19 protein-coding genes are annotated in these 20506 nt (G+C 60.1%); 13 read left to right on the top strand and 6 right to left on the bottom strand.

What is annotated here, in order from left to right; translation table 11 throughout:
• Positions 1-31: 31 nt before the first annotated feature.
• Positions 32-2044, bottom strand: a complete 2013-nt coding sequence (locus ACR0JF_RS03360; RefSeq protein WP_170660214.1) for a CocE/NonD family hydrolase — start codon at positions 2042-2044, stop codon at positions 32-34.
• Positions 2045-2235: 191 nt separating this feature from the next.
• On the opposite strand from ACR0JF_RS03360, the gene dusA reads away from it, so the two are divergent.
• Genes dusA through ACR0JF_RS03345 form a run of 3 tightly spaced genes read left to right on the top strand, consistent with a single transcriptional unit; the run spans position 2236 to position 4885 of the window.
• Positions 2236-3243: a tRNA dihydrouridine(20/20a) synthase DusA gene (gene dusA / locus ACR0JF_RS03355; RefSeq protein WP_170660213.1), complete on the top strand. Its 1008-nt coding sequence runs from the start codon at positions 2236-2238 to the stop codon at positions 3241-3243.
• Between the two features lie 38 nt (positions 3244-3281).
• Complete coding sequence (locus tag ACR0JF_RS03350; protein WP_170660212.1) at positions 3282-4106, top strand: sulfite exporter TauE/SafE family protein; 825 nt, start codon at positions 3282-3284, stop codon at positions 4104-4106.
• Entirely contained in the window at positions 4100-4885 is a 786-nt protein-coding gene (locus ACR0JF_RS03345) for a hypothetical protein (RefSeq protein ID WP_170660211.1), read from the top strand. Before ACR0JF_RS03350 ends, ACR0JF_RS03345 begins: the two co-directional genes overlap by 7 nt.
• A gap of 521 nt (positions 4886-5406) precedes the next feature.
• Here the strand turns inward: ACR0JF_RS03345 and ACR0JF_RS03340 are convergent.
• The 3 genes from ACR0JF_RS03340 to ccmI are packed head-to-tail and all read right to left on the bottom strand — an operon-like array spanning position 5407 to position 7342.
• Complete coding sequence (locus ACR0JF_RS03340) at positions 5407-5637, bottom strand: DUF1289 domain-containing protein (protein ID WP_170374099.1); 231 nt, start codon at positions 5635-5637, stop codon at positions 5407-5409.
• Between the two features lie 17 nt (positions 5638-5654).
• Positions 5655-6119 (bottom strand): Holliday junction resolvase RuvX, encoded by a 465-nt coding sequence (gene ruvX / locus ACR0JF_RS03335; RefSeq protein ID WP_170374098.1) that lies wholly within the window; start codon positions 6117-6119, stop codon positions 5655-5657.
• On the bottom strand, positions 6116-7342 hold the full coding sequence (gene ccmI / locus ACR0JF_RS03330) for a c-type cytochrome biogenesis protein CcmI (protein WP_480668888.1): 1227 nt from the start codon (positions 7340-7342) through the stop codon (positions 6116-6118). The genes ruvX and ccmI overlap by 4 nt, the downstream gene beginning before the upstream one ends.
• A 175-nt stretch (positions 7343-7517) precedes the next feature.
• On the opposite strand from ccmI, the gene ACR0JF_RS03325 reads away from it, so the two are divergent.
• From ACR0JF_RS03325 to ACR0JF_RS03310, 4 genes are all read left to right on the top strand, one after another.
• The gene (locus ACR0JF_RS03325) at positions 7518-8762 is read left to right on the top strand and encodes a sarcosine oxidase subunit beta family protein (protein ID WP_170660208.1); all 1245 of its coding nucleotides are present in this window, start codon (positions 7518-7520) and stop codon (positions 8760-8762) included.
• Between the two features lie 76 nt (positions 8763-8838).
• Positions 8839-9168 carry a sarcosine oxidase subunit delta gene (locus tag ACR0JF_RS03320; RefSeq protein WP_170660207.1) on the top strand — a complete coding sequence of 110 codons (330 nt, stop codon included), beginning with the start codon at positions 8839-8841 and terminating at the stop codon, positions 9166-9168.
• 43 nt (positions 9169-9211) lie between these two features.
• Complete coding sequence (locus ACR0JF_RS03315) at positions 9212-12241, top strand: sarcosine oxidase subunit alpha family protein (RefSeq protein WP_170660206.1); 3030 nt, start codon at positions 9212-9214, stop codon at positions 12239-12241.
• Positions 12234-12800 carry a sarcosine oxidase subunit gamma family protein gene (locus ACR0JF_RS03310; RefSeq protein ID WP_170660205.1) on the top strand — a complete coding sequence of 189 codons (567 nt, stop codon included), beginning with the start codon at positions 12234-12236 and terminating at the stop codon, positions 12798-12800. Before ACR0JF_RS03315 ends, ACR0JF_RS03310 begins: the two co-directional genes overlap by 8 nt.
• A gap of 106 nt (positions 12801-12906) precedes the next feature.
• Here ACR0JF_RS03310 and ACR0JF_RS03305 read toward each other — a convergent pair whose 3' ends face one another.
• Positions 12907-13668, bottom strand: a complete 762-nt coding sequence (locus tag ACR0JF_RS03305) for an FkbM family methyltransferase (protein ID WP_170660204.1) — start codon at positions 13666-13668, stop codon at positions 12907-12909.
• Between the two features lie 100 nt (positions 13669-13768).
• Between ACR0JF_RS03305 and ACR0JF_RS03300 the strand changes: the two genes are divergently transcribed.
• From ACR0JF_RS03300 to ACR0JF_RS03290, 3 genes are all read left to right on the top strand, one after another.
• Positions 13769-14368, top strand: a complete 600-nt coding sequence (locus tag ACR0JF_RS03300) for a superoxide dismutase (RefSeq protein ID WP_170660203.1) — start codon at positions 13769-13771, stop codon at positions 14366-14368.
• Positions 14369-14553: 185 nt separating this feature from the next.
• Complete coding sequence (locus ACR0JF_RS03295; protein WP_480668887.1) at positions 14554-15339, top strand: ABC transporter permease subunit; 786 nt, start codon at positions 14554-14556, stop codon at positions 15337-15339.
• 244 nt (positions 15340-15583) lie between these two features.
• Complete coding sequence (locus ACR0JF_RS03290; RefSeq protein WP_170639532.1) at positions 15584-16042, top strand: baeRF12 domain-containing protein; 459 nt, start codon at positions 15584-15586, stop codon at positions 16040-16042.
• Positions 16043-16078: 36 nt separating this feature from the next.
• Here the strand turns inward: ACR0JF_RS03290 and ACR0JF_RS03285 are convergent, their stop codons facing one another.
• Positions 16079-16618 (bottom strand): TIGR00730 family Rossman fold protein, encoded by a 540-nt coding sequence (locus ACR0JF_RS03285; protein WP_170660202.1) that lies wholly within the window; start codon positions 16616-16618, stop codon positions 16079-16081.
• Between the two features lie 126 nt (positions 16619-16744).
• Between ACR0JF_RS03285 and ACR0JF_RS03280 the strand changes: the two genes are divergently transcribed.
• From ACR0JF_RS03280 to ACR0JF_RS03270, 3 genes are all read left to right on the top strand, one after another.
• Positions 16745-18187 (top strand): LysM peptidoglycan-binding domain-containing protein, encoded by a 1443-nt coding sequence (locus tag ACR0JF_RS03280; protein WP_170660201.1) that lies wholly within the window; start codon positions 16745-16747, stop codon positions 18185-18187.
• Positions 18188-18264: 77 nt separating this feature from the next.
• Positions 18265-20070 carry an ABCB family ABC transporter ATP-binding protein/permease gene (locus ACR0JF_RS03275; protein ID WP_480668900.1) on the top strand — a complete coding sequence of 602 codons (1806 nt, stop codon included), beginning with the start codon at positions 18265-18267 and terminating at the stop codon, positions 20068-20070.
• Between the two features lie 98 nt (positions 20071-20168).
• The gene (locus tag ACR0JF_RS03270; protein ID WP_170660200.1) at positions 20169-20504 is read left to right on the top strand and encodes a hypothetical protein; all 336 of its coding nucleotides are present in this window, start codon (positions 20169-20171) and stop codon (positions 20502-20504) included.
• Positions 20505-20506: the final 2 nt, after the last annotated feature.

Raw genomic sequence — 20506 nt, 5'->3', positions numbered from 1 at the left:
GTTCAACGGAATAGGGCGGACAAACGCGCCACTACATGCCGTTGCGAGGGATCGCGTGATTCCATTCCGTTTTGAAAAACAGCGTGTCTCCGTCCCAGCATTCGACCGTAGCGTTCAGCACGAAATCGGTCGTCGTGGCCGTCTGCTGAGACCAGGTCTTGATACGTGCATCCCAATCGCCACGCTCAAAGCGGGTTTCCTGCCGCATGGTCGCGATCGCGGATAGGGGATCATCGGGCAGAATGGAGTAGATCCGCTCGGACGTGTCGGAAATCTCGGTCCCTGTTTCCAGCACTTTCTTCGCTGATGGGCCCATGACGCCGCCACCGATGAAGACGCGCTCCGTCAGCCTGCCGGTGTGGGTGTCCCGTGTCAGCGTCGTCTCGGACCCGCCCTGACCTCTGGTCGAGGTCTCGGGTACCGAACCCGGGGTCGGAACCGGAAGGTCTCGAGGCACCGGCGCATCCGGCGCATTGGAGCGAACGGGCAGGGACAAGGCCGAGGAGCCAGGCACGACGGTAGCGCAAACCGGATTCGGTGCAGGCCACAGGATGGGCCAATAGGCGGTCGCGAGCTGCACCATGATCCGGTGACCGACAGGAACGTTGTAGCCGATGGCGTGCAACTGGATCGAGATCTCCATCTCTTCTCCGGGCACGACCGGAGTTGGTTCTGTGTCACTTTCACGGTGCATCAGGTTAAAGAACCCGCGCGAGATCAGGGTTTGCGCGCCGTCGGGGGCCTCATCAATCAGCAGGGCTGCGACAAAGGCCTGAGGCTGGTCGACACTGACCCGCAGCGCGAGTTCAGGTTGGCCCAGAATATCCAGCGATGCCTCCAGCGTGTCACTGCGGAACACCATCGCCCCAGCGGCGTCGATCCGACAATCCAAAGGCAAATCGCCCGGAATACCGAAAGAACACATAACCCCACCGGCCGAGCCGAACGTCTGTGGCGAGGTGATCTGTATCGGCGCGCCTGTTTGCGCTTGTGTGTCCAGCGATCCCGCGTTCAGCCAATAGGTCTCGTTCGACACGTTGGGCGAGGGCCAGCTGGGCTCCTCGACCCAGCGCCCGGGGCGGTGTGTTTGCGTTCCAGCGGGGCGCGCGCTGTCCATCATGTATAGGTGCAGCGGTGGCTCCTCCTCGATCCCGGTGTCGATCCCCTTCAGCCAATAGTCCCAGAACCGTAATACCTCGGCGACGAAATCGACCTGAGGGGTGGGCTTACCCTCATGAGGGTAGAGGTGAGACCACGGGCCCATCATCACCTTGACCGGCACGTTCAGGTGTTCCGAGATCCGGAACGGCGTGTCGCGATACAGGTCGGCCCAGCCGCCGAAATAGTAGACGGGCACGTTGATTGCGTCATAGTCCTCGCAGATCGAGCCGCGTCGCCACATCTCGTCATGGGTCTGATGTTCCAGCCACATGGCAGGCCAGAACTCCATCGCCTCAAGACGTTCACGCCAGAGGTCGCGCCACTTGTCCTCGCCCACGATTTCGGGGTCCGGAGGGAAGGCGTTCAGCAATTGCATGATCGAGCCCCACCAGAAATTGTCGCCAGCAAGAACGCCTCCGTAGAAATGGATGTCTTCGCGCCAGCGGTCGTCGCAGCCCATCACCGGCGCGATGGCTTTCAGCGCAGGGGGGCGTTTGGCTGCAACCTGAAACGAGTTGTAGGCCCCCCAGCTTTTGCCGAACATACCGACATTGCCGTCGCACCATGTCTGTTCGGCCAACCACGCGATGACATCAACGCCGTCCTGGGTTTCCTGGTGCGAATATTCATCCTCGGCCAGCCCACCGCTATCGCCGTTGCCGCGAATATCCACCCGGATCGAGGCATAGCCAGCCTCGGCAAAACGCGGATGCATTGTTTCGTCGCGCAGACGGGTGCGATCTCGGCGACGATAGGGGATGTATTCCAACAAGCAGGGCACCGGATTCTCCCGCGCATTGGATGGCAACCACAGACGCGCGGCGAGTTGCGTGCCGTCGGGCATCGGAATCCAGACGGTTTCGATCACCTCTACGCTATTCATGGCTGGGTCCTTCCTGTTGTTTTGGCTTGTGTTTCTCTCAAGCACCTGTGTCGCGTCGCCGCTTTTGGTCGTATGAAACGCACAACCCGTTCAGCGCGCAAGCTAATAGGAGGCTTCGGGTCGCAAAATGTGACTCAAGTTTGCCATCCCGCTGTGATAGCCACACGCAGGCACAGACCGGGATTTGTCAGGTGACAGAGAAAAACGTGAAAAACTTGGACCGAGCAGCGCGCTTGAGCGTGGCACCCATGATGGATTGGACCGACCGTCATTGCCGGTTTCTGCATCGGTTGCTGAGTGAGCAGACGCTGCTTTACACCGAGATGGTCACCGCGCCCGCGCTGGTGCGTGGCGGGGCGCTGCATCTGTTGGACTATAGCCCGCAAGAACATCCTGTTGCTCTGCAGTTAGGTGGCTCGGACCCAGAAGAGCTGGCGCAGGCCGCGCGGCTTGGAGCTGAGGCCGGGTATGATGAGATCAACCTGAATTGCGGCTGTCCCTCGGACCGGGTGCAATCGGGCACGTTTGGGGCTGTGTTGATGAAAGACCCCGCGCGGGTCGCCGACTGCGTGGCCGCCATGCGTGAGGCCGTCTCGGTCGATGTGACCGTCAAATGCAGGATCGGCGTGGATGATCAGGAACCGCGCGACGTGCTGCCCGGCTTTCTGGACAATATACAGCAGGCCGGGTGCCGACGGGTGACGATCCACGCGCGCAAGGCGTGGCTGCAGGGGCTCAGCCCGAAAGAGAACCGCGATATCCCTCCGCTCGACTATGACCTCGTGCATCAGATGAAGGCCGATTTCGCGGATCTCCATATTTCGATCAATGGCGGCATCACCTCGTTGGACGAGGCGCAGACGCATTTGGAGGCCGGGCTGGACGGGGTGATGATCGGACGAGCGGCCTATCACCAGCCCTCGGACATTCTGTCTGAGGCGGATATGCGGATTTATCAGAGCGGCAGCGCTCGGGACCCGATCCAGGTGGCCCGGCAAATGGTGCCCTATATCGAACAGCACCTTGCCAACGGAGGGCGTTTGCACCAGATCACGCGGCATATGCTTGGCCTCTTTGCCGGTCGCCCCGGTGCGCGGGCCTGGCGGCGCGCGCTGTCGGAAGGGGCGGTGCGGGATGGGGCAGGGCCCGAAGTGATGCTGAAGGCGCTCGATCACGTGGCGCCTCTGGCCGAGGTTTGAACGAATGAAGCCCGGTTTCTGACCGGTTTGGGGGGAAGATGCCCGAGACGATGTTGCTGGCCCAGATGCTGGGCCTTTTGCTTGTAATCGGCGCGCTCGCGGGCGTTCTGGCGGGGCTGCTTGGCGTTGGCGGAGGCATCGTGCTTGTACCCGCGTTTTTCTATGCGTTCCAAACGCTTGGATATGGCGGGCCGCAGTTGATGCAGCTGTGTCTGGCGACCTCGCTGGCGACGATCATCGTAACCTCGATCCGGTCGGTGCTGGCCCATAACAAGAAGGGCGCAGTCGATTGGCAGATTCTGCGCGGTTGGGGGCCTGGCATCGTCGTGGGGGCGGTTGTTGGCGTGCTGGTCGCCTCGTCCCTCCGGACTGAAGCCTTGCAGGCGCTGTTTGGCGTTCTGGGCATGGTGATTGGTGCGTATCTGGGCTTTGGTCGCTCGGAATGGCGTTTGGGGGATGCGATGCCCAAGGGGATCAAGCGCGCGGTTCTGTCCCCATCCGTAGGCTTCCTGTCGGTACTTATGGGAATCGGAGGTGGCAGTTTCGGCGTCCCCCTCATGAGCCTTTACAACACGCCCATCCACCGCGCCGTGGCAACGGCTGCAGGGTTCGGAGTGATCATCGCCGTGCCGTCGGTGCTGGGCTTTCTGTTTCTGGAGATCGCCCCTGAATACAGGCCTCCGCTGACGATCGGGGCCGTGAACCTCGTGGCCTTCGGGATAGTGGTCGCGATGACGATGATCACAGCCCCGTGGGGCGTTAAGCTAGCTCATGCGATGGACCCGAAGCCGCTCAAGAGGGTCTTTGCACTGTTCCTGACACTGGTCGCTTTGAACATGCTGCGGAAGGCGTTGGGATGGTAGAGGATTTCTGGGCGAAGGGTTGGGTCAAATTCCCATTCGACCCGGCTCTGGCCGAATGGGTTGGGCAGGTTTTGCCCGCCGCTCAGCAGTCGGTCACAGCGCCTGAGCATGCCCAATGGCTGGATTGTGAAGGCACGTGGTTTGTCGGGGTCGATGCCTTGCCCAACAATGAACTAGGGCAGGTTGGGTCGTCAAAACCGCTGTCCGGGATGGCTATGGATTTCATCTCCGTGCACTTGGGCAGCTTGCCGCTGCATCCGGGGCAAGTGTCGATCATCTATCCGGGGTATCCCCGCCCTCGGAAGGGTGAAAGCGAGGCTGCCGGGCGCTACAGGCGCAACCGTGACGCGGCCCATGTGGATGGGTTGCGACCTATGGGTCCGGATCGCCGCCGTCGTGTGGATGAACCGCATGCGTGGATTTTGGGCATTCCCCTGTCGGAAGCCAGCCCCGATGCCTCGCCCATGGTGTTGTGGGAAGGTAGCCATATTCCCATGGGCAAGGCCTTCAGAGCGGCTTTTGCGGATCAGTCCCAGACCGATCTGCGTCAAGTCGACATCACCGATATATATCAGGCGACCCGCCGCGAGGTCTTCGAGACCTGCCCAAGGATCGAATTGCCTGCCAAACCTGGCGAGGCCTATCTGCTGCACCGCCATTGCCTTCACGGAGTCGCGCCATGGCCAGATGGGGCGACCGCCGGGCCGGATGGACGGATGATTGCCTATTTCCGCCCCGAATGCGCCAACGGCGTCGCGGAATGGATTGAAACACGCTGATGTCTCGTGTGGGAAACGGTTCCCCCGAACTACCCCAGCAGACCACGCCCACATCTGCCCGTTTCGCAACTTGTGGGCTTCAAAACCCGACCTGTCACGAAAAATGACGTAAGGTCACTTTGCGATAAGTTTATTGATTGCTGAGTCAATGAATATACAACGGAAGGCGTTTTCTTCGTCGTTCCGGCTGAAAACTCTTTAGCCAGACCGTGCCACTGCGGGTCGCCACTCACTCACGGAACCGGCTTTCGCCTCGCATTTTTCGAGGCGTGCGTCCGGCCCGCAGCAGGCACACTTAATTGATTGGTTCTTAATGTCTTTCAAAAGCTTTCTACGACGCTTTTCCAAGCTGCGAGATCACGCGCAACCCGTGACTGTCGATACCAAGATGGAACGGCCTGCAAAACATCCAAGAACCAGCCGGTCCGAATACTCAGACCTGTTCAAGGATGAACTAGCGACCCGACAGGCGGGCAGGCGTGACAAAGCAAAGGAAGAAACCAGCCCGGTGGACTGAGCGGTTAGCTTTTTAGGCGGGCCGAACGCCCGCCGCGCCGTTTGGCAAGGCGTGGTTTGCGGGCGGGCAGAGCCTCCATGATTTCGGCGCGTTCGCTGCTGTCCATGCGGGACCAACGCGCGATCTCATCAAGGGTGCGGTAACAGCCGGTGCAAATCTGTTCTGTCGGGTGGACAACACAGATTCGTACACAGGGGCTTTCGACCTCATCGCGCTGCCAAACCATGTTCGTCATTCGTGGTCTCCGACCCGTTACAAAAAGCGCAGCCTGTCCAGCGCTCCCTGCAAGATATACCCTGCTGCAACGTGATCAATAACCTGTCCGCGACGTTTTCGTGTCGTATCCGCCTCTAAAAGTGCCTTTTCTGCCGCAACTGTGCTCAGACGCTCGTCCCAAAAGCCGATGGGGCAGTCGGTCAGACGGGTTAAGTTGCGGGCAAAGGCACGGGTAGATTGGCAACGGGGGCCTTCGGAACCGTCCATGTTTTTTGGTAGCCCGAGGATGACGCCGCCTATCTCGCGATCCTTGATCAACTCAAGCAAGCGCGCGGAATCGACGGTGAATTTCTTGCGGCGCACGGTCTCCAGAGGGCTGGCCACCCCGCGCATCCGGTCCGAGACCGCCACGCCGATGGTCTTTTCACCCAGATCCAGCCCCATAAGCGCCGTCATCGGCGACAGGGAAGCGGCGAAACCCTCAAAATCGTCGTGGATCATTGGGCAATACCGGCTTGCAGGGCGGCTGCGTCGATCATCTCAAGCGCCTCGGGGTTGTCGGCAAAGAGGATCTCGGCTTCGTCGTGAATATCTATTGCACGCTGGGCCTGACCCAAAACGCCAAGCGCCGCGATCAGGCGCGCCCAGTCCTGAGGAGGACCGCCCTCAGTCGCCAGGCGATCAGACAGACGGTCAACCATGCCTTGGATCATCTCTTGCCGTTCTTCCGGGGTCATATCGGCTGCGGCGGCGACATCGTCCTGACTTGGGCCAGGCTGGCCCAATGAGCTGGGGTCGGGGCCGTTGAAAACCCCAGCGCGGAAGGCAAGCTCATCCAACTGAGTGCGAATGGCATCACCCCAGGGTGCGCCCGCCGGCGCATCCCGCGCGGTGTCGACCCAGACACGATAGGCGAGGTCTGGACGCCCGGTCTGGGCCAGCATTTGCCCCCAGTAGTAGCGCGCCGGGCCGTGTCGGGGATCACGTTCAAGCGCGGCGGCCAGAACTTGCTCAGCCTCGGGCGAGATGTAGCCGCCTGCTGCAAGGATCATCTTTTCGGCCAGATCCGAGTAGTCATCGGCTGTTGCAGCCTGACCCGAAAGCTCTATGACGCGTTGCTGCGCGGCATAAGCGGCCTTGAAGTTGCCCGCATTGGCTTCGTGCTGTGTCAGCAGGATATGCCCTTGCAGGTCATTCGGCCGGGCCGCCACGGTGTCGCGCAGTTGCTGGAGCAGCGTTGCGTAGCTTTCTTCCAGTTGTCGCGGCTGCGGCGGGGTGGCAAGGGCTTCGGCCGCTTCTTGCGCTGGGCGGTTTGTCCGGACCTCCTCGGCCAGTGCCAGCCGTGCTGTCAGGGGTTGATCGGGCAAGCCGACGGCACCGGTTCGGTAATACATCGCCAGCGCGCCGCCGATAACGATCAGCATCACGATCGCGATGCTGACGACGGAAACCCCGCGCGACGGGCCCGAGGCCACCCGGTCACCCTGCATCTGGGCGTCCGCTGCCAGAATGCGGCGTGAGATCTCGGTACGGACCCTCTCGGCATCGGCTTCGCCAATGACTCCTCGGGCCAGATCACGGTCCACACCGGCCAGTTGTTCGCGGTAGACGCGCAGATCGTAGGCTGCGGTTGGCTCGTCCGCGCGGCGGCCGCGCAAAAGCGTGTTGCCGAGGAACCCTGCGACCAGCAGCGCGATCAGACATGAAATGACCCAGAACGTCATGCTCTCTCCTGAAATTCTGCCCTGACTTAGACCTGCGGGCCGCCTAAAAAAAGGGACAAATGGCCGCGAATGTGCCACATGTCGCAATAGTGCTATATTGCGGCGTTGACCGGCGTGGATATACCCGGTCGACGCGGCATACCTGCGCCAATCACCGAACCGGATGGATTCGCTTATGAAACACTATTCAGCCTTTGCTGTCGCGCGCGAAGCGTTGCGCTATCACACCGGATGGGAGCGCGCGTGGCGCTCGCCTGAGCCGAAGAAAAAATACGACGTGATCATCGTAGGTGCCGGGGGGCATGGTCTGGCGACCGCCTACTACCTGGGTAAAAACTACGGCATCCAGAACGTCGCCATCATCGAAAAAGGATGGCTGGGCGGCGGGAACACGGGCCGGAACACGACCATCATCCGGTCGAACTACCTGCAGGATCCTTCGGCGGCGCTCTATGAAAAGGCGCGGGGCCTTTATGAGGACCTGAGCCAGGACCTGAACTACAACATCATGTTCAGCCCGCGCGGTGTGATCATGCTGGCGCAGACCCAGCACGAAATTCGTGGTTATCAGCGCACGGCGCATGCCAACGCGCTGCAGGGCGTAAAGACCGAGTGGATCGGGCCCGAACGCGTGAAAGAGTTGGTGCCGATCATCAATCTGGATGGTCCGCGCTATCCGGTTCTGGGTGGCCTTTGGCAGGAACGCGGCGGCACCGCGCGTCACGACGCGGTGGCGTGGGGCTACGCGCGCGCCTGTTCGGCGATGGGTATGGACATCATTCAGAAATGCGAAGTCATCGGCGTACGCTCGGACAATGGTCGCGTTGTTGGCGTTGATACAACCAAGGGCGCGATCGACTGCGACAAGCTGGGGATCGTGGTTGCGGGCCATTCCGGACAGCTGGCCGGGATGGCAGGCTTCCGCTTGCCGCTGGAAGCCGTTGCGCTGCAGGCCCTGGTGTCCGAGCCGATCAAGCCCTGCATGGACGTGGTCGTGATGGCCAACACTGTTCACGGCTACATGTCGCAGTCCGACAAGGGCGAGATGGTGATCGGCGGCGGTACCGACGGGTTCAACAACTTCACCCAGCGTGGCAGCTTCCATCACATCGAGGAAACCGTCCGCGCATTGGTCGAGACCTTCCCGATGATCTCGCGCCTGAAAATGCTGCGCCAATGGGGCGGGATTGTGGATATGACCGGTGACCGGTCTCCGATCCTGTCGAAAACACCGCTTCAGGGCTGTTTCATCAACGCAGGTTGGGGCACCGGTGGCTTCAAGGCCATTCCGGGCTCGGGCTGGGGTATGGCTCAGCTGATGGCCACAGGTCATTCACCGCTGACCGAAGCCTTCTCGATGGATCGCTTCAAAGAGGGCCGCTTCATCGACGAAAGCGTCGCCGCCGGGGTGGCTCACTAAGGGCGCTGCCCGAGGTGGCCACAACACAGAATTCTGGTCGGCCCGAGTGCCGACCAACCGAGAAAAGGATGACCATATGCTGATCCTGAATTGCCCCTATTGCGGCGTCGATGCCGAAGAAACTGAACTGGCCGCCGGCGGCGAAGCGCATCTGAAGCGCTTTGGTCCTGGCTCGTCGGATGATGATTTCCACGACTACCTGTTCATGCGCGAGAACCCAAAAGGCGTTCATTTCGAACGTTGGCGCCACGCAAATGGCTGTGGCAAGTGGTTCCACGCGGCGCGCTGCACCAACACGCTTGAGGTGTTCGGCACATATCCGGCACAGACCACCGAGCCACCGCAAGAAATCAAGGACGCCATTGCCGCCAAGCGTCCCGGCTGGACGTGGAGAGAGTTTAAATGATCCGCCCAGCCAACCGTAATTCCGCCTGCGAAAGGTCCGCAACATGAGCACCCGTCTCGCAAATCAAGGCCGGCTGATTGACCGGTCGAAACAGGTTACCTTTACCTTCAACGGCACCTCGATGCAGGGCTACGAAGGCGATACCCTTGCATCCGCCCTGCTGGCCAACGACCAGATGATGATGGGCCGGTCGTTCAAATACCACCGTCCGCGCGGCGTCGTCGCCACTGGCGCGGAAGAGCCGAACGCTCTTGTCGGTCTGGGCGAAGGCAACCGGTTCGAACCGAACCAGCGCGCCACCACGACCGAGCTGTTCAACGGTCTGACATCTGTGTCGCAGAACCACTGGCCGAACCTCGAGTTCGACATCGGGTCGATCAACACCCATCTGTCGCGCTTTCTGCCTGCTGGCTTCTACTACAAGATGTTCATTCATCCGAAGCCGTTCTGGAAACACGTCTACGAGCCGTTCATCCGTCAGTCCGCCGGTCTGGGTAAAGCGCCCGACAAGGACAATCGTGACGCAGACACCTATGAGCATTTCTACCACTTCACCGATGTTCTGGTGATCGGTGGCGGTGTCGCCGGTCTGCAGGCGGCCAAAACGGCAGCTCAATCCGGTGCCAAGGTCATGCTGATCGAGCAGACTGCGCATTGGGGCGGTCGTGCTCCGGTTGATGGCGGCACGATTGACGGTGAGCCTGTGGATAAGTTCGTGGAACAATTAGTTTCTGAACTCGAAACAATGGACAACGTCATCCTGCGCAATCGCTGCATGGGGGCAGGGGTCTATGACCACGGTTACGTACTGGGTTACGAGCGCCTGACGGACCACACTCCGGGCGTGCAAGGCCCTCGTCACCGCCTATGGCGCATCCGTGCCAAACAGGTTGTCACAGCAACCGGCGCGATTGAGCGTCCGCTGTCTTTCGCGGGCAACGATGTTCCGGGCGTGATGCTGGCCTCGGCCATGCGGGATTATGTGGTGAACTGGGGAGTGACCCCGGGCGACCGCGTTATCGTTGCGACCAACAACGACGACGCCTACCGCACCGCGATTGCCCTCAAGAAAGCCGGTGTGGATGTTCTGCGCGTGGTTGATGCCCGCGCAAGCGCCGGACCTCTGGCGGAAGAGGCGCGTCAGTTGGGCATCCGTGTTGATCCCGGCAAGGCCATCGCCAAGGTCAAGGGCGGCAAGCGCGTCAAAAAAGTTGCGCTGTGCAACCAGGAAGGCATCGGTGGTGCGCGGGAAGAGGTCGAATGCGATGCAGTCGCCATGTCGGGCGGGTGGTCTCCGGTCGTTCATATGTGGTCGCATTGCGGCGGCAAGCTGATCTGGGATGAGGCGAACGCCCATTTCCGCCCCGACCCCGAGCGTCCTCCGCTGGGTGCAGACGGTGAAGGCTTCGTGATCGCTGCGGGTTCGTCCAACGGTCCTCTGGCTCTCGGTGACGTTCTGACCGACGCGGATGCTGCAGGCAAAGCAGCGGCGAAGGCGGCCGGTTTCAAGGCGAAACGCACCAAGGCTCCTGCGGGCGAAACGACGGCCGAGGCTCCGATGGCTGCTGTCTGGTTGATGCCTGCGAATGCCGACATTCAGTTGCGCATGAAATCGTGGTTGGACTTCCAGAACGACGTGAAGGTCTCGGACGTTCAGCTGGCTGCGCGCGAAGGGTATGAAAGCGTCGAACACACCAAGCGCTACACCACGCTGGGCATGGCGACCGATCAGGGTAAGTTGAGTAACATCAACGGCTTAGCGATCCTTGCTGATGCACTGGATTCCGAGATTCCGAAGGTCGGTACCACCACATTCCGCCCGCCCTATACGCCTATCTCGCTGGCGTCGATCGGTGGTGAAGCACGGGGTGAGGTGTTCCAGCCGATCCGCCAGACCCCGATGCACAACTGGCACGACCAGAACGGCGCAGACTGGGAGCCGGTCGGCCATTGGCGCCGGACCTATGCCTATGTCCGTCCCGGTGAATCCGTGCATGATGCGGTGAATCGCGAGGTGAAGAACACCCGCGAAAACCTCGGCCTGCTGGACGCCTCGACACTGGGTAAACTGATCGTCAAAGGCCCCGATGCCGGCAAGTTCCTGGACATGATGTACACCAACATGATGTCCACGCTGAAGGTTGGCAAATGTCGCTATGGCCTGATGTGTTCGGAAAACGGCTTCCTGATCGACGACGGTGTTGTTGCCCGCATCGACGAAGATACATGGCTGTGCCACACCACCACCGGCGGTGCCGAGCGCATCCATGGTCACATGGAAGAATGGCTGCAGACCGAGTGGTGGGACTGGAAAGTCTACGTCGCCAACGTCACCGAGCAATATGCTCAGGTTGCTGTTGTTGGCCCCAACGCCCGCAAGGTGCTAGAGAAGCTGAATGCCCAAGCAGGTGGCGGTATGGATCTGTCGAAAGAGGCGCTGCCCTTCATGGAATGGCGTGACGGCAAGATCGGCGCGTTCGACGCGCGGGCCTACCGCATCTCGTTCTCGGGTGAGCTGTCCTATGAGATCGCGGTCCCTGCAAGCCAGGGTCAGGCGTTCTGGGACGCTTTGGTCGACGCGGGCAAAGAGTTCGGCGTGATGCCTTACGGCACCGAATGTCTGCACATCCTGCGGGCCGAGAAGGGCTTTATCATGATCGGCGACGAGACCGACGGTACCGTGATCCCGCAGGATCTGGGGCTGCACTGGGCGCTGTCCAAGAAGAAAGAGGACTACCTCGGCAAACGCGCCCATTCGCGGACCCATATGGCCGATCCGGAGCGTTGGAAACTGGTCGGTCTGGAGACTGTGGATGGATCGGTTCTGCCGGACGGTGCCTATGCGGTGGGCGAGGGCGTCAATGCCAACGGTCAGCGCAACATGATCGGGCGTGTGACCTCGACCTACTACTCGGCCAATCTGGGCAAAGGCATCGCCATGGGTCTGATCAAGCACGGTCCTGACCGCATGGGCGAGATTGTCGAGTTCCCGGGAACCGATGGCAAAACCTACAAAGCCAAGATCGTCGATCCGATCTTCTACGACAAGGACGGGGAGAAGCAGAATGTCTGAACCCATCAGCGCACTGAACCACGCCAGCTATGACGGCATCGCCAAAGTGGCAGAGGTCGGCCTGCAGGGCATGATCACCCTGCGCGGCGATCTGTCCGACAAGGTGCTGGCCAAGGCGGTCAAGGATGCAACCGGGCAGAACATGCCCGGCCAGCGAGAGGCTCTGGTCGATGGCGATACCGGCGTATGCTGGATGTCCACCGACGAGCTGCTGGTGCTTGTGCCCTATGCGGAGGTCGAGGCCAAACTGGCCGAGATGACCAACGCGCTTGGCGGCACGCATGCACTGGCCGTCAACGTCTCGGACGCCCGTGCGGTGTTCACGGTCTCGGGCAGCAACGCGCGCGAAGTTCTGGGCAAGGTTGCTCCGGTCGATCTGTCGTCTGCGGCTTTCCAGCCCGGTCAAATCCGCCGCTCGCGTCTTGCTCAGGTCGCTGGCGCCTTCTGGATGGACGACGCCGAGACCCTGCGCATTGTCTGCTTCCGTTCGGCGGCTGACTATGTGTTCAAACTGCTCAAGGTTGCAGCGCAGCCGGGCAGTGAGGTCGGGGTTTACTAAAGACCCGCGACTGATGTCAAAAAAGGCTCCGGTTTCTGCCGGAGCCTTTTGCGTTCTGACCTTGGGAATAAGCTAAGAGTGATCGGAGGCTCTAACGGCGACCGCTTCAATCATGCAAAAGGATCGTTTGATAGCGGCTCAGTGCCATGGGTTCCAATAGCGCCTGCACCGTCACCGGCTGCCTATTTTCGTCGCACAGATGGCTATAGAATTGTAGGCTGTCCAGCAGGCCTTCCATACGGGAACGTCGGTCTGCCTCTTCCAGAAGCGGCGCATGAAGGGACAGAAACAGGGCGGGACGTTTCTGTTTCAGCCAGCCCAGAAGCGTAGGCAGGACAAAGAACTCTGCCCCTTCGATATCCATTTTCACCAGCGAGACCCGGCTTAAATCCTGGGTAGCCTGGAACTGATCCCAAGCGATTGTCAAAGCATCCGTCCCATGCGCCGCGTCATGTAAAAGGGAACTGGTAGAATCGCCGGGCTCTCCTCGGGTTGAGGCCATGCGGGCCACTCCGAACTGATCTGACAACGCCACTCCGAAGGCCGAGACATTGTGGATATCGTTCAGATCCAGGTTCCAGGCCAGATGGCGAAAGGCGGTCGGGTCGGGTTCAAAGCAATACACATGGTGGGCTTTGCGCGCACCGTAGAGGACCGTCGGCCCGATCCACGCGCCGATATCCAGATAGTCGTTTTCCGGGGACAGGAACTGATCGAGAACGGCGAAGGTCTCAGGCTCCCAATCTCCGGCCGAGGCTTTGCGCCAGAATTTGGAATGGTAGGGATCCAGCCGGAACGCCTGACCATTCAGGTTCCCAGCATAGTATCCGCGGGCGCGGTAAAACATCTTGCGCGCCTGTGTCAGCATCGCGGACCTCCGGGTTTTATTGTCTCGCCCCTTGACCTGCGGCGGTTGCCAAAGCATTTAACCCTTGGGAACCGCAACTTTTATTTTACAGGGGGCCGACATGGCTTTTGAACTTCCTGATCTTCCTTATGCACATGACGCGCTGGCAGCCAAGGGCATGTCCGCCGAAACGCTGGAATATCACCACGACCTGCACCACAAAGCCTATGTCGACAACGGCAACAAGCTGATCGCCGACACCGAGTGGGACGGCAAGTCGCTGGAAGAGATCATCGTAGGTACCTACGACGCAAACGCCGTCGCGCAGAACGGTATCTTCAACAACATCAGCCAGCTATGGAACCACAACCAGTTCTGGGAGATGATGGGCCCCGGCGAAAGCGCGATGCCTGGCGAACTTGAAAAAGCGCTGACCGAAAGCTTCGGCTCGGTTGACGAGTTCAAGTCGCAGTTCAGCGCGGCTGGCGCGGGTCAGTTCGGCTCGGGCTGGGCATGGCTGGTCAAGAACGCAGACGGCTCGCTGGCCGTGACCAAAACCGAAAACGGCGTGAACCCGCTGTGCTTTGGTCAGACCGCTCTGCTGGGTTGCGACGTTTGGGAGCATTCCTACTACATCGACTTCCGCAACAAGCGCCCGGCTTACCTGTCGAACTTCCTCGACAACCTGGTGAACTGGGAAAACGTCGCATCGCGCATGTGATCTGAGAGTCCCGTTTGGGCACAAGGGCCTGCTGGCGGAGACGCTTGCAGGCCTTTTTCATTGGTATAGTTTTCATGTGGCACGGATGGTCATTCCGCGCTGCAAGCCTTGCGAGACCGCGTCAACCGTGACAGTCCTGCTGTAACCAATTGGCAAACTGCCATTTTAACGATTGGACCCCAAGTTTGCGCGGAAACCATCTCCTCGATCACGCGATTCTTCTGGCGGGCGTTGCCTTGATGTGCGGGCCGGTCTGTCTGCTGCTTTGGCAGTTGATCACGGCCCTTGATCTGCCCGAGCTTTGGGCCTTGGTTCAGCGGGTCTGGCGTGGTGGCCTCAGCAGCGCTGGCATTGGGGCAGGGGCGATGATGTGGAATTCGCTGGTACTGGCCCTTGGCGTTGCCATCTTGAAAAGCGTGATGTCGATGATGGCCGCCTACGCGTTGGTGTTCTTTCGATTGCCTTGCAGCGGGTTGATTTACGGCGTAATCCTGATCGCGATGTTCTTTCCGATCGAGACCCGGATCTTGCCGACCTTTGCTGTAGCCAGTGATCTTGGGCTGCTCAATTCCTACGCCGGGATGATCCTGCCGATCACGGCCAGCGGTCTGGGTGTTCTGGTCTTTCGCCAATACATGCGCCAGATTCCCAATGAAGTGATGGAGGCCGCCCAGATGGACGGCGCCGGACCGCTGCGTGTGCTGGTCGACATCGTTATCCCTCTGTCTCTGCCAATGATCGCGGCTGTGTTTGCGATCCTGTTTGTACTGGGATGGAACCAATATGTCTGGCCGATCATGATCACCACCACCAGTCAAGACCACGATACCTTGGTGCGCGGTATGGCCTACTCGGGCTTTGGCGGTACGGCGGGAATGGTCTTGGCGCTTTTGGCGTTGCTACCTCCGGCGATCGTCGTGATCGCACTGCAGCGATGGTTGATGCGGGGTCTGACAGCAGGCATTCACTAATGCCGCCAAAGCCGCAGTCGACCGAATTGTGAAGCTCAGGTGAAAACTTGCCGATACGTCAAGTTTCGGTATGAGACGGGATTGTACCCGGTCCGCCAGTGCTTAAGTAAATACAGCGGAGGGAGAGAACCGCACCCATTTGGAAGCACAAGCAAACACCGCGCCAGAACGCTCTGGCCGCGAAGCAAAGAACTTGTGGCCAATTCATGAGGGATAGCCATGAAAACCACTACGGGAGAGCATAATGGCTGCACTTGAACAGGGAACCTGGGTTGTTATCGCGGATGGGGAAAAGGCGCTGTTTGTCGAGAACATCACCGATGCCGAAGACCCCAATCTGGTTGTTGTTTCGGTTGAGGAGCAAGAGGCGCAAGACCGCCCTACTGATCGGGCTGGGCGACGGTCTGATCCGGGGCCGAACCAGAAATCGGCGGTTGAGGAGCCGGACTGGAAATCCCATGCGAAATCGCTGTTCGTGCAGGACCTTGCCAATCTTTTGAACCGCAAAGGGCTGAAAGGCAAATTCCAAAGGCTTGTTCTAGTGGCCAGCCCCCATGTCCTGGGCCTGCTGCGTCGCAGGCTACATAGCGAGGTGCTGGCCAAAGTCGTGGCCGAGGTGGATAAAACCCTGACCAACCACCCGCTTCACAAGGTCGAACAGGTGCTGAAACAGCGCCTTCGCCCTGCGCCACGTCTGGCTTGAATGAAAACGGGCGGCCGCGGCCGCCCACATTTTTGCCTACCGCAAAGCGGCGATGACCGCGTCGGCATCCTCGACCCAAGTCACGAAACTTGAAAGAGATTGATCGGCAAATCCCTGTTCGATCACCTGTTCCAGCAGGTCGCGGAGCTTATCCCAGTAGCCCCCCACATTCACCACCAAAATCGGCTTATCATGCAGGCCCAACTGCCGCCATGTCAGCGCCTCGAACAGCTCGTCCAGTGATCCCGGCCCTCCGGGCAGCACCACGACGGCATCCGCATTCATGATCATGACTTTCTTGCGCTCGTGCATCGTCTCAGTGATCACGTAATGCGTCAGGTCGCTTTTGCCGACTTCACGCTGGACCAGATGCACCGGGATAACGCCGAAGGTTTCGCCCCCAGCAGATTGCGTGGCGCGCGCAACTTCCCCCATCAGACCCACATCTCCGGCCCCGTAAACCAACCGCCAGCCTTCCTGCGCCAGCGCGATTCCCAACTGCTTGGCGGCGTCAGAATAGGCGGGATTGGTGCCATTGCGTGACCCGCAATACACACAGACGGATTTCTGGGACATGACAGGTGCGCTCCGGGCTTGTTTCAGACGTTTTGACCCCTGATAGCGAGATTGATAGGTTGGCTCAACTGTCCGCCGGAACACGAGTCACTCACATCAGTTTCGCGGCGGAATGAAAGGGAAAGAATGAACGGCACATCGGGAAGCGGAAGCTCGGGCAGCTTCATCTGGGGGCTGCTTGTCGGCCTTGTGGCAATTCTTGCGGCCGGTGGTCTGTATTTGTCGGGCGTGTTTTCAAGCAGCCCCGAACCGGTGCAGGAACAGGTTGAGGTTGCAGGGGAAACTCCTTCGCCTGAGGTTGAAGCTGAAGAACAGGCCCCGCAGGACCCCGCACCCGCGCCAGAGGAAGCTACCGCCGAAGCTGAGGCTGAGGAACCCGCCGCAGAAGACCCTGAAGCCCAGCCCGAAGAGGTCGCGGTTGAGGCCGCTCCCACGACACCTCCGGCGTTGGACCAGATTTTCGTGTCGCCGGACGGCAGCGCGCTACTGTCGGGTGAGGCAGAGCCGGGCAGTGATGTTGACGTGGTGCTGAACGGCGAGGTCGTGCATCAGTTTTCGGTCGATGAGACGGGCCAGTTCGCCGAATTCGTTGCGGTCCCGTTCAGCGATGATCCGCGCGGCCTTGTTCTGCAGTCGACCGATGGGGATGAAACCGTTCGATCTGACGACTATCTGATCGCAGCCCTGCCAGAACCCGCCCCCGAGGAGCCAGCGCCAACGGTTGAGGAAACGTCCTCGGAACCGGAAGTTGCTGAAGATCCCGAGCCTGAGGCGGAAGATACGACTGCGGCAAATGTTGAGCCCGATCAGTCGACGGAAACCGCAGACGCTGGTAAGGAAGCTGAGGACGCCAGTACGGAAACTGCAGACGCGGGCACAGAAGCCGAGGGCACCGTTACAGAAACTGCAGATGCCGGTGCCGAAACCCAGAACACTGGTGCGGATACAGAAGAGGCCGTTGCTGAGGCTGAATTGGCCCCGGAAGAAGAAACCGAAACCCCTGCTGAAAATCAACAGGTTGCCATCCTGCGTTCAGGCGAGGATGGGGTAGAGCTGGTGCAATCCCCGTCCCAAGAGAACTCCGCGCCCCAGCAGGTTGAGCTGGACACAATCGGCTATTCAGACACCGGCGATGTGCAACTGACTGGCCGTCTCAACGAAGGATCGGCTGTACGGATATACCTCAACAACCGTCTGGTGGCCGATGTGACCCCGCAAGAGGATGGCAATTGGCGGGGCGACCTCGAAGGGATCGACCCCGGCGTTTACACCCTGCGAGTGGACGAGGTGCATTCGGACGGCACAGTCCTAAGTCGTGTTGAAACGCCTTTCAAACGTGAACCCGTTGAGGTGTTGCAGGCGGCCGAGGCGCAGACCTCGGAGCAACCGCAGGAAACCGTTGCACCGATCCGGTCGGTCACGGTTCAGGCGGGCGACACCCTGTGGGCCATCTCGCGTGAGCGGTTCGGAGACGGCGTGCTGTATGTCCGCCTGTTCGATGCCAACCGCGAGCTGATCCGCGACCCGGACCTGATTTTCCCGGGGCAGGTGTTCACCATTCCTGAATAAGCTCAGGCTCTGGCCTTTCTCAGGCCGGGGTCCATATTGCACTTCACACTAGGCAGGTAATGCGACGTATGCCCCCCATGACATCGGACGAATTGGCCGGAACTGACGAGCGCCGCTCTGGCTGGCGGACGATACGCAAGGTTGCGCCTTACATGTGGCCGGATGATGAGCCATGGGTGAAGCGCCGCGTTGTGATTGCCATGGCGATGCTGGTTTTGGCCAAGCTGATCGCCGTCTATACGCCGATCCTTTACAAAGGCGCGGTGGATGGTTTGGCGGGCGAGGGCGTGCCTCCCTTGGCCCTTGGCGCGGTGGGGCTGACGGTGGCCTATGGTGTCGCCCGGATGATGACCGTGGGCTTTCAGCAATTGCGCGATGCAGCCTTTGCCCCCGTTGGCCAACGGGCCTTGCGAGCGCTCGCGTTGGAGACTTTTCAGCATATCCACCAACTGTCCATGCGCTATCACGTTGGACGCCGGACCGGCGGCCTCAGCCGGATCATCGAGCGCGGGGTCAAGGGTGTCGAGTTCCTATTGCGGTTCCTGCTGTTCTCCATCGGGCCACTGATCTTGGAGCTGCTGCTGGTCGCCATCATCCTGATGTGGCTGTTCGATGTCTGGTATCTGGTCGTCGTGGCCGTCACCATCGCGCTCTACATCTGGTTCACCTTTGCCGTCACTGAATGGCGCGTGAAGCTGCGCCGCGAGATGAATGATCAGGATACCGAGGCGAACCAACGCGCCATCGACAGCCTGCTGAATTTCGAAACCGTCAAGTATTTCAACGCCGAACAGCGTGAAGCGAACCGGTATGACGTGTCGATGAAGGCCTATGCCGGGGCGGCCTTGAAGACCGCCTATTCGCTGGCCTTCCTGAATTTTGGGCAGTCCTTCCTGATCACCTGTGGCCTAATCGGGGTGATGGTCCTGGCGGCAATCGGGGTCCAGAACGGCACGCTCACCGTTGGTGATTTCGTCATGGTGAATGCCTACATGATTCAGATCACCGTGCCGCTGAACTTCCTGGGCACCGTGTATCGCGAGATCCGGCAGGCGCTGGTCGATATGGGTCAGATGTTCGACCTGCTGGAGCAGCCCGCCGAAGTGAAAGACAAGCCGGACGCCCCGGACCTGAAGGTCAATGGAGGCGAGGTGACCCTCCAGGATGTGCGCTTCGGCTATGACCCGGAGCGCGAGATCCTCAAAGGGGTGTCGCTGTCGGTGCCTGCTGGACAGACCGTTGCGATTGTGGGCGCGACGGGGTCCGGGAAATCCACCATCGGGCGCTTGTTGTTCCGGTTCTACGACGTGACTGGCGGGGCGTTGAAAATTGATGGTCAGGACGTACGGGATGTGCGTCAGACCAGTCTGCATGCGGCCATTGGCGTTGTGCCGCAGGACACGGTGCTGTTCAACGACACCATCCGCTACAACATTGCCTATGGCCGTGACGGCGCAACGCAGGACGATGTGGAAGAGGCCGCGCGCGCAGCACAAATCCATGATTTCATCGCCTCTCTGCCCGAAGGATATGACACCAAGGTGGGTGAGCGTGGGCTCAAGCTGTCAGGCGGAGAAAAGCAGCGTGTGGGCATCGCTCGGACGCTGCTCAAGAACCCGCCCATTCTGCTGCTGGATGAGGCGACGTCGGCCCTCGACACCGATACTGAGCAGGAGATCAAGGATGCTCTTGCCCGTGCGGGCGAAGGGCGGACCGTGATCACCATCGCGCACCGTCTGAGCACTATTGCCGAGGCCGACCAGATTGTGGTTCTGGAAAGCGGTGAGATCATCGAGCAGGGCACCCATGATGCGCTATTGGCGCGCGAAGGTCGTTATGCCCAATTGTGGAGCCGCCAACAGGCCGACACACAGGCTGCCTGAGATTTTCTGTTTGACGCGACTCGTCCACTGGTTGAAACCCCAACCAGCGCAGTATCGCGCCAGGTTTGGTTTTGCCATCGAACAGGAAAGAGCAAAGATTGAAGAAAATTGTCACATCCTTGACACTCGGTTTGACACTCGCAGCATCTGCCGCGTCAGCCGAAGATCTGGAATTTCTGCTGGTCAATGAAACCAGCGCGGATCTGGTCGAGTTCAATGTCTCCTCCGCGTCATCCGGCAGTTGGGAGGGGAACCTTCTGCAGGGTGGATACCTCGCGCCAGACTATGAGATCGATGTGTTGATCGCGGATGGGCTTGTGACCTGTGTCTACGACATTCGCGGCGTGTTTGATGACGGCAGCGCGGTTGAGGATTACGACCTGGACCTGTGCGATCTGGGCGAATACGCTATTCTCGGAATAGAAAACGTTTGAAG

It is taken from the genome of Ruegeria sp. BG11 (assembly GCF_056538565.1).
The sequence above is the reverse complement of the archived record's forward strand: the minus strand, read 5'-3'. Positions and strand labels throughout refer to the sequence as shown.